Genomic DNA, 14,739 nt, shown 5'->3' on the forward strand with positions numbered 1-14,739 from the left:
TCCGCTATGGCCGCTAACAGCGATCACGGATTATAACACTGCACACGGTATCTCCAAGTTTCAACCCCAGCTTCTTGATCTGACGGTCAATCTGCGGGCCAAGACTTCGGTTTACCGATAGATCCAGTGGACTCATATTCGAAATATCGTCTGGCCCGCCGAGCTGCAAGTCGACGACATGGTCGATGTCGGATCCTGCGGGAATCTCATTTCCCGCCGCTCTCCAAACGTCGGCGGCGCTGGTCGTACCCCGAGCTTCAGCCGCATTCGTGACCACCAGCCTGTCCGCAGCATTCAGTGCATCGACTTTTCGGTCAGCCGCCGCCCGCTGCTCCGCATTCCAGCTCGACTTGTACTTGAGCTCGATGACCGGACCACCACAGTTGTGGACCAGCACCGGTGTGTCGCCGGCGAACACATAGTACGTGTGGAGCCCGTCGATCGTCAGGTCGTAGGTGACCTCGGTCGAGTGATACGGCGTCACCGCCACCACGTCCGCTTCGCCACCGCCCGCCGTCTGCAGGTGATCACCTGCCTGCAGGTTCACCGCCTCGACGAACGCACCACGTGTCACGTCGTAGAACGGGTGGTGATATGTCGTCGTCAGGGTCACCGGCGCAGCCGAAGCCGTGGCCGCGCCGCCCATCACGACCGCCGAGGCAACAGCCAGCCCCGCCGCCACACGGCCCACCGCGCGCCGGACCCGGCTCGGCTTCACCTTCAGGTCCACGAAGTCGTGATCCGTCTGGGTCACGATGACCCGATCGACCGGATGCGCTTCCGCGGCGGCCTTGCCCGGCTGCGAGTTCGCGACCCGGTCGCCCACCTTCACCGAGGAAATCGGCTTCGACGTGCCATCCGCCAGCAGCACCTTCGTGCCTGCGAGGAAACTGTGTGCCACGGCAGTCTCACACTTCGAAGAAGGAGCTTCCTCCTCCGCCGAACTCCGGCCCCGGGCCCGAAGACCCCCCAGAGCCCCGAACGCCGCCCCGCCGACACCGCCGGCGATCGCGCCCGTCTGTGCCGCCGACAACGCGCCGCTCACCGAACAGCTCCGGCCGCAGTTCAGCCCGTACCCCGCCACCGCCGTCACGCCACCGCTGATCGCGCCCGAACCCGCACCCACCAAGCCCTGGGTCGCCACCTCCGGCAGCACGCCGCTCAAGGCGTCCGATACCAGCTTGCCGCCCAGCGGACCCGCCAAGGCACCGCCCACCGCGCCACCCAGCGCACCCAAACCGACCGCCTCGACCGCGCCGGCCGCCGAGCAGTTGTGCGCCTTCGAGCAGTCCATGCCGTACGACACCGCACTGCCGACCGCGCCACCCAGTGCGGCGCAACCGACCGCACCGATACCGAAGCTGCCGATCGTGCACGCACCGCCCACGATGATGCCCGCCGCGATGCCCGCGATCGTCGACGCGTGCTCCTTCGCGAACGTCGCCACATGAGACGCCGCCGACGCCGCCGCGTGACCGACCGCCACCGCCGCGGTCGCCACCGCGTGGCCCACTGTCTTCGCCGCGGACACCGCCGCGTGCGCCACGGTCGCCGCCGCGTGGGCCACCGCGTGCGCGGCCGTCTTCACCACCTTCGCCACCGCGTGATACGCGGTTTTCACCACGTGCACCGCCGCGTGGTAGACCTTCTTCGCGACCCGCACCACCGCGTGATAGGTGTTGCGGACCACCCGCACCGCCGCGTGATAGCCGTCCCGGACCACGTGGTACGTCGCCACCGCCGCGTGCACCAACGGCTGCACCACGTACGTGTTGACCACGCGCGCCGCGGGCTGGATCACCTGGTGGTAGACGAACGACGCCGCCGGCGCCACCACGTGACTGGTGAAGGCCGACCACGCGTCGCCGAACCAGCCATGACCCGACGGGTCCGTTCCCGTCATCGGGTTGTCGTCGACGTAGGCGAACTTGTTCGCCTCCATCGGGTTCGGCACCGGGCTGTTCGACACCGTGTCCCGGTTCATGAACTGCCCGACCGCCGGGTTGTACCAGCGCGCCGCCATGTTCACGTTGCCCGTCGACTGGTCCGTCCAGCCCGACTGGTAACCCAGCTGCCCCTTCCCGTTCGCCGACGCCAGCACGTTCCCGAACGGGTCGTAGCTCGTCGAACCCGCCAGCGCCGTCCCGGTCGCCGTGAACGTCCCCACCACGTCGGTGTGCTGGTCCACGAAGGCGAACGCGCCGGTGCCGCCGGACGCGATCCCGACCAGCCCGCCGCCCGGGTCACGGCTGTAGGTCGACGTGCCGTCCGACGCGATCGTGTTGCCCATCCCCGAGAACGAGAACGTCGTCGTCGCGCCCGACGCGATCGTCGTGTCGGTCAGGTTGCGGCCCAGGGCGTCGTAGCCGAAGTTCTGCGTGCCCTGGACGGCCATCTGGCCGAACGCGTCGGACGCCGACACCAGCGTGCCGGTCGACGACGCGCGCTGCCGCAACGTCCCCCGTGCGCTGTAGCTGTAGGTGTTCGACCCGTCCGACGTCAGTTCGTTGCGCTCGTCGTAGGTGTACGTCGACGAGCCCACCTGGGTCCGGTTGCCGGCCGCGTCGTAGCCGTAGGCCACCGTGCTCACGCCGTTGTTCCACGACGCCAGCCGGTCGGCCAGGTCGTAGGTGTAGGTGTTCGCCGCCGAACCCGCGAACCCGGCCGTCGTCTTCGACGTCAGGTTGCTGTTCGCGTCGTAGCCGTAGGTCACCGACGCGATCGCCGCTCCCCCGGCCGTCTTGAGCGCGTCGCCGGTCAGGCGGTGCAGGCCGTCGTAGGAGAACGTCCGCGCGTTGCCCGTGCCGTACTTCACCCCGCTGACCTGGTTGAGCGTGTTGTAGCTCAGGGTCTGCGTGCCGCCGGTGGCCGCGTCGGTGATGGTCGAGAGCCGGTCGGCGTTGTCGTAGCCGTACGACGTGGTGCCCGCCGCGTCGGTGCGCGAGGTCATCAGGCCTTCGGTGTTGTAGGCGAACGACGACGATCCCGCCGATCCGCTCGCCGTCAGCAGCCCGCCGCGGTCGTTGTAGGTGAACGTCTCGCTCGACGCCGCCTGGTGGTCCGAATGGCCGGTGACGCCGGCTTCCGCGGTGGCGGCCGAGGTCATCCGGCCGCCGGGGTCGTAGCCGAACGTCCGGGTCGCGGTCGCCGCGTCGGCGCCGCTGCCGGACTGGCTGACCAGGTTCCCGTCGTCGTCGTAGCCCGCCGACACGGTGACCCCGCCCGGCTGGGTCTGGGTGACCGGGCGCCCCGCCGCGTCGTAGACCGACGTGAACGTCCGGTCGGCGTCGGCGGTGTAGGCGGCCGTGGCCGGTTCGACCAGGGCCTCCGGCAGGTTCCAGGCGTTGAACCGGGTGATCGTCGGGTTGCCGCGGCCATCGGTGAACCGGGTCCGGTTGCCCGCCGCGTCGTAACCGAACGACGTCGTGATCGACGCCGTCGCCGAGACCGGCTGGATCTCGCTCGCGAGCCGGTTCCCCGCGTCGTAGGTGAACGTCCGCGCGGTGCCGCGTCCGTCCACACTGGACGTCAGCCGCCCGCCAGCGTCGTAGGCCGCGGACGTCTGCTGGAGCACCGCGCCGGTCGCGTCCTTGCGGGTCACCTGCACCGGACGGCTCGACTGGTCGTAGGCCGTCACCGCCGAGGTGCTGTCGGCGGCGGTGACCGACGTCCGCTCCCCGAGGTAGCTGTACCCGTACCGGGTGGTGTTGCCTGCGGGGTCCGTGACCGAGGTGGTCTCGCCGAGGGCGTTGTAGCCGTACGAAGTCACCGCGCCGGCCGGCGTTGTGGTCGACGCCAGGTGCGCGCCACCCGGGTTGCTCGCGGAGGCGGCGTAGGAGTTCGTCGTCGTCGCGGTCAGCGTCGAGGGATAGCGCTCGAACGCCGTCGACGTCAGCGGCCGGGACAGGAAGTCGTAGGTCGCCTCGGTCCGGGCGCCGTTCGCGTCGACGACCGAGAGCCGGTCGCCGTTGGTGTCGAACGTCGACACGGCCTTCGCGCCGGACGGCTTGGTCACCTGGGCCAGGTCGCCGAGCTGGTCGTAGGCCAGGGTCGTGACGTGGCCGAGCGGGTCCTTCTCGGCGACGACCTGCCCGAGCTTGTCGTACGTGCGCACGGTCGTCGCCGTGATCGGCGAGCCGCCGCCCGGCGGGGTGTAGTTCGGGTTGGTGACCGAAACGGCCTGCCCCTCCGCGTCGTAGACGGTCGTCAGCTGGTGGCCGTCCGGGTCGACGGCCTCGACCGGCTCGCCGAAGGTGTTGTATCCGGTGGTGGTGACCGGGTGCACCGCGGTGGCGGGCCCGCCGTTCGTCTCGGTGTTCACGGTCGGCGCGGTGGTCACCGCGGGCTTCCCGGCTTCGTCGTAGGCGTACGACGTCGTGTTGCCGTTCGCGTCGGTCATCGACGTCGGCAGCCCGCGCTGGTCGACGGTCCAGGTCGTCGTCTCCGCCGTCGACGAGGCGACGGTGCCGCCGTTGCGGCCTCCGTTGTAGACAGTCGCGACGTCGGCGGCCGTCAGCGCCCGCGAGTAGGCCTGCACGCTGCCGACCTGGCCGGTGGCGTAGTTGCCGTTGGCCCCGGAGGCCCAGCCGTGCCCGATCACCAGCGGGCCGCCCGACGCCATCGGCGTCGGGTCGGTCGCGCTCCCGGCGGCCGCGCCGTTGACGTAGAGCGTCATCGCGCCGGTGCCCGGGTCGTACACCCCGGCGAGGTGGGTCCACCCCGCTTGCGCGGTCGCCGAGGATTCCGCGCGGTAGACCGAGGCGTTCGACGCGTCGGTGCCGTGCCGCGAGAACGACCACTTGTGGGCGGTGCCGTCGTACTCGAGGTAGAGACCGCTCATCACGGTCCCCTTCTGGACGACGAAGGTCTGCCAGGCCGTGCCGAGCGTCGCCGGGTTGACCCAGGCCGACACCGTGTACGCGGCCGCGGTGTTGAGGACGGGGCCGTTGGTGGCGATCTGCGAGCTGGTGCCGTCGAGGGTCGCGGCACCGCCGGACCACGTGACGGCCGAAGCCGCGGCGGTGTTGCCGGTCCCCGAGGAGTCGGTGACCGTGGTGCCGGAGGTCTGGTTCAGCTTCCACCAGCCGACCGGGTGCCCGGTGCCGTCCGCGGCCACCGACCGGGAGGTGAGCACGCCCATCGGGTCGTAGGACGTGCTGACCGTGCGGCTGCGGCCGGACGGGTCGGTCTGCGTGCTCGTGGCGACCTTGTCGTCCGGGGTGTAGGACACCGACGTCGTGCGCGCCGCGCCGGCCGGGTCGTCGACGGCCTGGGACACCCGGCCCGCGGCGTCCACAGTGGACGTCGAGGTGTTCGAGCCGTTCCCGGTGACCTTGCCGACGAGGTCGCCGGCCGCGTCGTAGGTGTTGGACTCGGCGACGAACGACTGCGTGCCGGTCGGGTCCTTCTTGGTGACCGTCGCGGTCAACCCGTTGTCGGTGTAGGTGTAGGCGGTGACGTTGCCCATCGAGTCCGTTTCGGACGCCAGCCGCCCGGCCGGGTCGTAGGCGTTGGACTTCTGGGTCACGAACGTCGCGGGCTTCGGGTCGGCGGGGTTGCCGGTCGACCAGAAGCCCTGCGTGAGCAGCCGGCCTTCGCCGTCGTAGGTGAAGTCGGTTTCGGTGCCGTTGGCGTCGGTCTCGCTCTTCTTGTTGCCGTAGACGTCGTAGGTGTAAGTGGTGACGTTGCCGTTCGCGTCCGTGGTGGAGGCGACCTGGTCCTTGTCGTTGTAGGTCGAGCTCGTGGTCCGGGCGGCGTCGCCGCCGGTGCTGTCGGCGACGGTCTGGGAGGTGATGCTCCCGTCCGCGTTGTAGACGCTGGTGGCGACGGCGGTGTGCACCGCCCCGGTCACCCGGTCGGTCACCGCGGGGTCGGTCTGCGAGACGACCTGGTCGTTGCTGTCGTAGGTGTAGGACGTCACCAGGCCCGCCGGGAAGCTGTCCGAGACGGCCGTCTTCGTCAGCACCCGGCCGAGCGGGTCGTAGGTGAGGCGGGTGACCAGGCCGTCGGCGTTGGTCGTGTTCGCCACGTCACCGTTGTGCAGGTACGCGATCCGGTTGACCGCGCCGCCGGGCGAGGTCGTCTTCACCGGCAGCCCGGCGGGGACGTTCCCGGAGTCGGCCGCGGGGAACGCGGACGTGCCGTCGCTGTAGGTGATCGTCGTGGTGCGCCCGTTCGGGAAGCCCGGCACCGGCGGCGTGGTGACCGTGGTGCGGTTGCCCGCGGTGTCGTAGCCGAAGCTCGTCAGGTAGGCCGGGTCGGTCGCGCTCGACGACCGCGGATCCCGCGAGGTCAGCATCAGGTCGTTGCGCGCGTCGGCCGTCGTCAGCTGCGCGGTGGTGTCGTCCGGGAAGTACGTCGAATACGACGTCGAGCACTTCTCGGCGGCCTGGTCCTGGCAGGTCGTCTGCGAGACGACGTTGCCGCGGACGTCGTGGCCGACGGTGACCACGTTGCCGTTCGGGTCGGTCGTGGTGTGCAGGAAGCCCGAGGTGTCGTAGCCGTAGGTGGTGCGCTTCCCGTTGGTGTCCGTTTCGGCCACCTTGTGGTTGCCCGCACCCGGTTCGTACTGCTGCACCGACGTCTTGCCCGCCGGGTCGGTGATGGTCGACGTCGTGAGCGGCGCGAGGCCCTGGGAGTTGCCCGCGGCCAGGAAGTGCTGGGCGACCTGGGCGGCGGTCAGCGTCGACCGGTAGTAGGCCACCTCGCCGAGCGAGCCGTTGAAGTAGTTCCAGGTGTTCCCGGACGGCGCGGCCGGCCACCCGTTGCTGTTGTAGACACCGGCGCCGGCGAAGTTCAGCGGGTCGCTGTTGAAGATCTGCGCGGACAGCGTGCCGATCTGCAGGCCGTCGAGGTAGAGCACCTGGCTGGTGTTCGCGCCGCTGAGCACGACGTGGTGCCACTTGCCGTCGTTCACCTTGCCCGCCGAGGCCATGCCCGCGACGGAGTTGTCCCAGAAGTGCCCGTGCAGTTTGCCGTCCGTGCCGACGTACAGCACCGGCATCGCGCCGCCGGACGGGTTCGCGGCGCCCAGCGCCGAGTTCCCGGTCGAGAACAGCGTGCCCGCCGCGGTCGACGTCGTCGAGAACCACAGCTCGACCGACGCGGTCGTCGACGCGCTCACCAGGTGGTCGGGCAGCGTGACCCCGGCGACCGTGCCGGGGAACTTAGCCGCGGTCGAGTCGGTGAACGGGCCGGTCACGCCGAGCGTCGCGTTCGTGTAGGCCGACGGCCGGTAGTTGACCTCACCCGCGGGCGAGGCGGTGCCGGGCGCGTCGCCGAGGCGCTGGTAGAGCTCGGGTTGCGAGCCGAGGACGGCACCGCGGTAGACTTGGCTCGACCCGCTGACGCTGAGCGGCGCGTACTTCCACGTGCCGCCGTTCTCGTCGCCGATCTGCGTGACAGCCTGGGAAACCGGGTCGTACGACACGGTCGTGTGCACCGCGCCGGACGGGCGGGTGATCGAGGTCAGCAGGCTCGCCTGCTGCTTGCCGGCCTGGTACAGCGGCATCTCCTGGACGCCGGGCACGGACCGGTCCCAGATGCCGACGTCGGCGATCTGGCCGTTGAAGAACGTCGCGGTGCCGGGCTGGCCGCCGTGGGACTGGTCGGGCCAGGCGTTGCCGAGGAAACCCGCGCCGATGAAGCGGTTCTGCGGGCCCATCGGCACGATCGCGCCGATCGATTGCCCGACGAACTGGCCGTCCAGGTACATGCCCTGGCTGGTCGAGGAGTGCGTGAACACGACGTGGTGCCAGGCGTTGTCGTTGACCGGGTTGGCGGTGGTGATCGTCTTGTCCGTGCCGCCGGTCCAGTACTCGCCGACCAGCTTGCCGTCGTTGCCGACGTACAGCGCCGGCGTGTACTGCGACGCCGGGCTGGTCGCCTCCGTCAGCGGCATGGTGCTGTAGGAGAACAGCACGCCGTTGGTGGCCGCGGTCTTGAACCACATCGACACCGACATCGTGTTCGGCGCCGAAGCGTCCGCCCGCGGCAGCTGCAGGTACGACGACGTGCCGTTGAACCCGGCCGCGGTCGCCGCGGACCCGGCCAGCGGGCCGGCCTGGCCGAGCGTGACGTTGTGGTACGTGGCCGCGTCGGTGCCTTCGTTGGCGAGCACGGCGCTCGCCGCGGTGGTGCCGGTCGTCTCGGCCAGCGGCCAGAAGGAGTGCGGGCCGAGGTCGAGGATGCTGGTCCGGTACGGCGAGCCGGACGAGTAGCCGTACTTGGTGCAGGCGGTCGTCGTGCCCGGCGGGCAGACGGCGGTGAGCTGGTCCCCGGTGTAGCTGTAGGTCCAGGTCAGCGGCGCGCCGGCGGTGAGGTCGTCGGTCGAGACCGACGCGACGTGCGGGCTCGTGGCGCCCGCCGGCGTGGTCCAGGCCAGGTGCAGGGCGCGGCCGGACACCGCGGACGTCAGCGCGGCGGGGTGCCCGCCGGACACGGTCAGGTTCACCGCCCGGCCGCTGGCGTCCGCGATGGACGACAGCTGGTAGACGCCGGAGCCGAGTGCCTGGGTGAACGTGTAGACGGTGTCGTTCTTGTCGGTGAGGCTGTACCCGCCGGTGATCGCCTTGAAGGTGGCGAACCGCCCGGCCGGCGGGGAGAAGGTGCCGTCGGCGTTCTTGCCGTAGCCGACCTCGGACCCGTCCGGATAGGTCACCAGCACGCTCACGACCGTGCCGGAGCCGTCGAAGTCGTACTGCTCGGCCGCGCGCGCGTCGAACACGCTCGACCAGCCCGCGCCGAACGCGCCGGTGGACCGCGGGTCACGCGAGTTGTAGTTGCGCACCACCGAAAGCGCCGGGCCGACGGTGCGGACTTCGGCGTCGGTCGCCGACGTCGTGTAGTTGCCGATGCTCGGCTCGACGCCGTGCACGCCGGTGTTCTGGGACAGCGACGAAGTCACCAGCGGCTGGTCGACCGCGACGGTGAGCGGGTTCCACGGCGGATCGGCCGAATAGGACGCGCCGTCATAAGCCTGGACCGCCCAGTAGTAGGTCTGGTTGTACTTCAGCTTCCCGGCCGGCACCCGCCAGGTGCCCTCGTTGACCAGTCCCGAGTCGGCGATGGTCGTGCCCGCCGAGTCGGCGACCTGGTAGCGGTACTTCAGGGCACCCGGGCCGGCGTCGATGTCGTGGGCGGTCGCGAACAGGAACGGCACCAGGCTCGTCGTCGTCCCGCCGGCGCCGGGGAAGGCCGAGTCGACGACCGGCGGCACGTTCCCGCTCGTGGTCAGGGACAGCACCGGCTGGTAGCCGGCGTTCATCAGCCAGGAGTCGAACTGCTTCCAGTGCAGGGAATCGTTGGTCGCCGCGTACACGGCGAGGCCGTAGTCCGCGGCGGACCCGTTGGCCCAGTTGGTGAACGTCGCCGTCGACAGCGGGACGTTCACCCAGTCGCCCACCGTCCGGTCGGCCGCACGGTTGGCGCACGCGTTGGGCACCGACGGGGTGACGTTGCCGATGCTGGCGCCGAAGGACGGCCCCGGGTACGCGCTCACCCCGGACGGCGTCCACGCCTGCGTCACCGGGGCGACGTCGAGGCGGGCCGCGGTGCAGGTCGACGCCCAGGTGTCGAACAGCTTCAGCGTCGCGGAGCTGACCGTGACCTGGGAACCGTCGAGGTCCTTCGGGAACTGGAGGAACGTGTTCGCCGAGTCGGGGCCCGAGTTGAACGACCCGATCTTGACCGTCTTCTCCATCGAGTGGTCGCCCGGCGCGCCGATCTCCGCGTACGTCGAAGACGGCGTGTCGGTGAAGGTCGGGTCGACGATCACCGGGAACACCCGGGCCGGGTCGGCCAGCCACTTCGGGTCCAGCGTGATCTTCAGCGCCGGCTTGCCCGCCGCGGTGGTCAGCTCGTACCCGACCGCGTAGGTGGTGGCGGGGACGCCGGAGACCGGATCGACCTTCGCGTCGAAGGCGTAGCCGCGCGGGATCCGCTGCCGGATCGCGCCGGCCCCGTCGAGCAGGCTCACCGAGCCGTCGGTCTCGAGCCGCGGGGTGAGCCCGTCGAGCGCCAGCGGGAAGACCCACGAGTTCGCCGCGGCCGCCGAATGCAGGACGAGGGATTCCTTCAGCCCGGTGGTCGTGGGCTCGAGCGTGACGTCGGTGCCCGGGAGCGCGCCGGGGTAGGTCGCGGTGTGGCCGTCGACCCGGGGCTTGACGGCGTGGGCGTTCTGGAGCCCGTACGAGATCGTGTGGCCGTTGCCGACGGCCAGCTTGGCGAGGGCCGGATCGGCCGCGTCGGCCGCGAAGTCCACGCTCAGGGAGTTGGCCGTCTCGTGCCAACGGCCGTCCTGGCCGCCGCGCACAGACGTGTCGATCGGCCGCCAGCCCCACGGCCCGTCGGCGAAGTTGACCGGGCCGCGCGTGTAGTCGCGGGTGACCGAGCCGTCGGCGTTGGCGAAGTAGTTCATCGTCGCGGTCGACTTCGCCGCGTCGCGACGGCTCGTCGCGGGATCGAAGCCCCGGGACGCCACGCCGCTCGGGCCCGGGTTCACCTTCTTGCGGTGGCCGTTGTCGGCGGGCAGCTCACCGCGTCCGGTGCCGGGCGTCTTCCCCGCGCCGCCGGTGGCCCGGGTCGACGCGGTGGTCGCGTCGTGCCCCTTGCCGTCGGCCGTGCCGGCCGTCTGCCGCGGCGTCGCGCCCCACTGCGGCGAACCGGAGAACAGCGAACCGAGCCACGAGCCCAGCTCCGCCAGCGGCAGGTGGCCGGGCGCCAGCTGAGCCGCGTCGGCCTGCCCGCTGCCCAGCGACAACCCCAGTCCTAAAAGGATGGAGGCAGCACAGATTCTCGCGGCGCGACGACGCACGGGTCCCCCTCGATGTCCATCCCCGACGAACGGCGGATGAGTTCACCACACGGGCGGCAGTCCGGAAAAGACTGCGAACCAGGGAATTCTGGGACGCGCGACACAACGCATATCTGTCGAAAGGTCACCAAAAAGGACGAACGAGGACCAAATTTCAGTGCCCGGAGGCGTGCGCGGCTTCCCGGACCGCTCTGGCGACGTCCTCGCGGACGTGCCCGCTCACCCCCACGGGGGAGACGTTGGCCGCCGGGTTGCCCGAGCCGCCGACGGCCACGAAACGGATTCCGGGGTGCGCGGCCGCCTGCTCGAGCGCCACGGCGGTGCCCGGCTGCCCGACCGTCACGATCACGTCACAGCGGCGCTGCACCAAGGAGTTCAGGTACGGGAGGTAGTTCGCGTCGGTCGCCGGACCCGCCGCGGCGAGGTAGGAGACCTTCGTCGCGGTGTCGGCGGACGCGTCCTGCAGCCCAGCCCACACCGGTGCGGCGCCGGGGCTCGCCAGGCCCTGTTCCCCGGTGAGCAGGCACGCCGAGAAATCGGCGTACACCCGCGCCCGCGCGGGCGGCAGTTCGTCGCCCGCGCCGGACGGCCACCACACCACCAGGGCCACCACGCCCACGACGACGGCACCGGCCGCCGCGACCACCCACCCACGCCGCACGAGACCCCTCGCTCCCGCGCCCGGCCCCGGGCGCACCCCGGTAGTGTGCCGGGCGACGGACGGCCGGGACCAGAGCGGGTGGCTACTTCGCGCTCGCCGGGGCGGTCGTCACCGCGGCCTCGCCGAACCGGATTCCCTTGGCTTCCTTGCCGATCGCCGTCAGCACCGCCACCGCGATCAGGCCCGGCACCACCGTCCACACGAGAGCGGCGGTGTACCCGTGCGACTGGGCGACCGCCTGCTGGATCGGCAGGTTCAGCGCCGCCAGCAGGTTCCCCAGCTGGTAGGTCACGCCCGGGTAGAACCCGCGGATCGCGTCCGGGGACATCTCGGTCAGGTGCGCCGGGATCACGCCCCACGCGCCCTGGACCATGATCTGCATCAGGAACGAGCCCAGCGCGAGCATCCCCGCGCCGTGGTCGACGGCGAAGATCGGGACCACCGGCAGGCCGAGCACCGCCGCCACCACGATCGTGCGGCGGCGGCCCAGCCGTTCGGACAGCGTGCCGAAGGTCAGCCCGCCGATGATGGCGCCGACGTTGTACAGCACCGCGATCCACGTGCTCGCCGACGCGCTGAGGCCGGCGCCGCCGTTCTCGTGGGCCTTGAGGAAGCTCGGGTAGACGTCCTGGGTGCCGTGGCTCATCCAGTTGAACGCCGTCATCAGCAGGATCAGGTAGCCGAAGCGGCGGATCACCTTCGGGTTCAGCAGGATGTCCTTGACCGACGTCCGGGTCACCCGCAGCTTCTCCCGCGCGGTCTCCCAGACCTCCGACTCGCGCACCCGCGCCCGGATCAGCAGGCTGATCAGCGCCGGGAAGATGCTCAGCACGAAGATCCAGCGCCACTCCAAGCCGAGTGCCGAGTGGAACAGCAGGTACGCGAGCGCGGCCAGCAGGTACCCGATCGAGTAGCCGACCTGCAGCAGGCCCGAGAAGAACCCGCGGCGCGCCACCGGGATCTTCTCCATCGCCAGCGCGGCACCGAGGCCCCACTCGCCGCCCATCCCGATGCCGTAGACGAACCGCAGCACTAGCAGCACCGTGAAGTTCGGGGCGAACGCGCACAGCAGACCGGCCACCGAGTACAGCAGGACGTCGGCCATCAGCGGGATCCGCCTGCCCACGCGGTCGGCCCACAGGCCGAACAGGAGCGCGCCGACCGGGCGCATCACCAGCGTCGCCGTCGTGATGAACGCCAGCTGCGTCGCCGTCGCCCCGAACGACTTGTCCTTGGCGATGTCCGCGAGGACGAAGACGACGAGGAAGTAGTCGAAGGCGTCCATGCTCCAGCCGAGCAGCGCCGCGAGGAAGGCGTTGCGCTGATCCGACGTAAGCGCTTTCTTCGCCGGTGCGGGTTCCGCCTGCCGATCCGTCACGTTCGCCCCGTCCGTCGGTTTCTCACCGGAAGACCTCAGGCACGGTCTAGCACCCACCACCCCGGGCGGGCAAGACCGTCAGAGCGTGACGCGGGTGCGCACCCGGCGCCCGACGTCCCGCGCCCAGGCCCGGATCCGGTCCCAGTCGCGGAAGTCGCCGGCGCGCTGCCCGGACGCCATCAGCCGCGGGATCAGGCCGCGCACGGTCGCCGGGTCCAGCCGGCCGCCGAACGTGGCGGTGCGCTCCGCGTCGATGCGCGCCGCCAGCAGCGCCACGTTCGCCGGCAGGCTGACCTGGTGGGTCGCCGCGGCCGGGCCGCACGGCCCGCTGTGGAACAGCCAGACCGGGCGCTCGGCGAGGGCCCGGGCGTTGCGCTCCAGCAGCCGGACGGCGTCCGGGCGCCACCGGTGGTAGTAGAGGGCACTGCCGACGACGACCGCGGCGTAGTGGTCGACCCCCGCCACGTCGGCGGCGTCGCGCACGTCCACGGTCAGGCCGGTTTCGCCGAGTTCGGCGGCGATGGCCTCGGCGATCTGCCGGGTTCCGCCGTGTCGCCCGGCGTAGGCGACGAGGACTGCGGTCATGGGTCCATTGTCGGCCCTTCCGCGCCGGACTGCGCCATGGGGCGGCCACGATCCGCCGAACGGGCGCTTTCACGTTGCTCTTCGGCCACGGCCCGGGGTGCTCACTCCGGCGGCAGGAACGCGGGCCGCTGAGCGGGGTCGGGCTCGTCGTAGTAGCGGTGGAACACCGCGGTCTGGCCGCCGGACAGCGGCGGCACGATCCAGCTCCAGTCGGCCGGGCACCGGCGCCCGGCCCGCTCCTCGCGCTCCACGTGGGACAGGAACCGGTGCGACTCGGTGTGGTGGTCGGCGAGGGCGACCCCGGCCGCGTCGAACGAGTGCTGGACCGCCAGTGTCAGCTCGACGAGCGCCCGGTCGCGCCACAGCGTGCGGTCGGACGCGGTGTCCAGGCCCATCAGCTCGGCGACGACCGGCAGCAGGTCGTAGCGCTGCTCGTCGGCGAGGTTGCGGGCCCCGATCTCGGTGCCGAGGTACCAGCCGTTGAACGGCGCCGCGGGGTAGGTGACGCCGCCGATCTCCAGTGGCATGTTGCTGATCGCCGGCACCGCGTGCCAGCGCAGGCCCAGCCCGGCGAACCAGCGGTGGTCGGGGTGGGTCAGCGGGACCTCCAGGACGGCGTCCGGAGGCAGCGTGAACAGCCGCGGCTCCCCGGCGGCCGTCTCGACCAGGAGCGGGAGGACGTCGAACGACCCTCTTCGCTCGGGCGGCCGCCAGCCGAGTCTTCGCACCCGCTCGGTGAACTCGGCGTACCGCGGGTCGCCCAGGACCGAACCGTCGTCGAGCCGGTACCCGGCGTAGCGGATGAGCTGCTCGTTGTGGATGCGCGGCCCCGGCGCGTCCGGGGTGCCGGGGGCGAAGGCGGTGACGGTCGGGCGGATCCGCCCGCCGCGGGTCGCCTGGCGGAGGTGGGCGACGCACTCGCCGGCGATCGCGGCGGGGTCGGTGACCCGGCGCCGGTCCCGGATCCGGAGGCTGCGCCAGTACAGCCTGCCGATGCAGCGCGCGGAGTTGCGCCACGCGACGCGCGCGCCGTAGGCCAGCTCGGCCGCGGTGTGCCGGTAGGTGCCCGTTTCCGCGATTTCCGCGCGGACTTCCGCGAGCCGGGTTTCGAACCGGTCGCCTTCCGGGGCGGCGCCTTCGGCGAACATCCGGTCCAGGAATTCCTCCGCCTCCGCGGAATTGACGCTCTGCTCCCCCGAGACGCGCCGAGGGTAAAGCGGGATCGACCCCGTCACCCGCTCGGGCATAACCGTCATCGCGTTACCCCACTCTCCGAAATCGCGATCTGCATCCCGACGAAAA

The 14,739-nt window shown here is 71.1% G+C and carries 5 protein-coding genes; all 5 read right to left on the reverse strand.

Features of this window, described 5'->3' with window-relative positions; genetic code table 11:
• Window positions 1–13: 13 nt before the first annotated feature.
• Window positions 14–10,759: a LamG-like jellyroll fold domain-containing protein gene (locus CF165_RS22300; RefSeq protein ID WP_093949488.1), complete on the reverse strand. Its 10,746-nt coding sequence runs from the start codon at window positions 10,757–10,759 to the stop codon at window positions 14–16.
• A gap of 208 nt (window positions 10,760–10,967) precedes the next feature.
• Window positions 10,968–11,474 carry a type 1 periplasmic-binding domain-containing protein gene (locus CF165_RS22305; protein WP_143268634.1) on the reverse strand — a complete coding sequence of 169 codons (507 nt, stop codon included), beginning with the start codon at window positions 11,472–11,474 and terminating at the stop codon, window positions 10,968–10,970.
• Window positions 11,475–11,556: 82 nt separating this feature from the next.
• Window positions 11,557–12,852, reverse strand: a complete 1,296-nt coding sequence (locus CF165_RS22310) for an MFS transporter (protein ID WP_093949490.1) — start codon at window positions 12,850–12,852, stop codon at window positions 11,557–11,559.
• 78 nt (window positions 12,853–12,930) lie between these two features.
• On the reverse strand, window positions 12,931–13,437 hold the full coding sequence (locus tag CF165_RS22315) for a flavodoxin domain-containing protein (protein WP_093949491.1): 507 nt from the start codon (window positions 13,435–13,437) through the stop codon (window positions 12,931–12,933).
• A gap of 101 nt (window positions 13,438–13,538) precedes the next feature.
• Window positions 13,539–14,684 (reverse strand): nitric oxide synthase oxygenase, encoded by a 1,146-nt coding sequence (locus CF165_RS22320; protein ID WP_240521735.1) that lies wholly within the window; start codon window positions 14,682–14,684, stop codon window positions 13,539–13,541.
• Window positions 14,685–14,739 lie beyond the last annotated feature (55 nt).

The sequence above is a fragment of the Amycolatopsis vastitatis genome, from assembly GCF_002234595.1.
GTDB classification, from domain to species: Bacteria; Actinomycetota; Actinomycetes; order Mycobacteriales; family Pseudonocardiaceae; genus Amycolatopsis; species Amycolatopsis vastitatis.

Bases quoted from the DNA above. Each gene is read 5' to 3' on its own strand.
- CF165_RS22315 (WP_093949491.1), bottom strand. From the start codon at position 13,437: ATGACCGCAGTCCTCGTCGCCTACGCCGGGCGACACGGCGGAACCCGG.
- CF165_RS22320 (WP_240521735.1), bottom strand. From the start codon at position 14,684: ATGCCCGAGCGGGTGACGGGGTCGATCCCGCTTTACCCTCGGCGCGTC.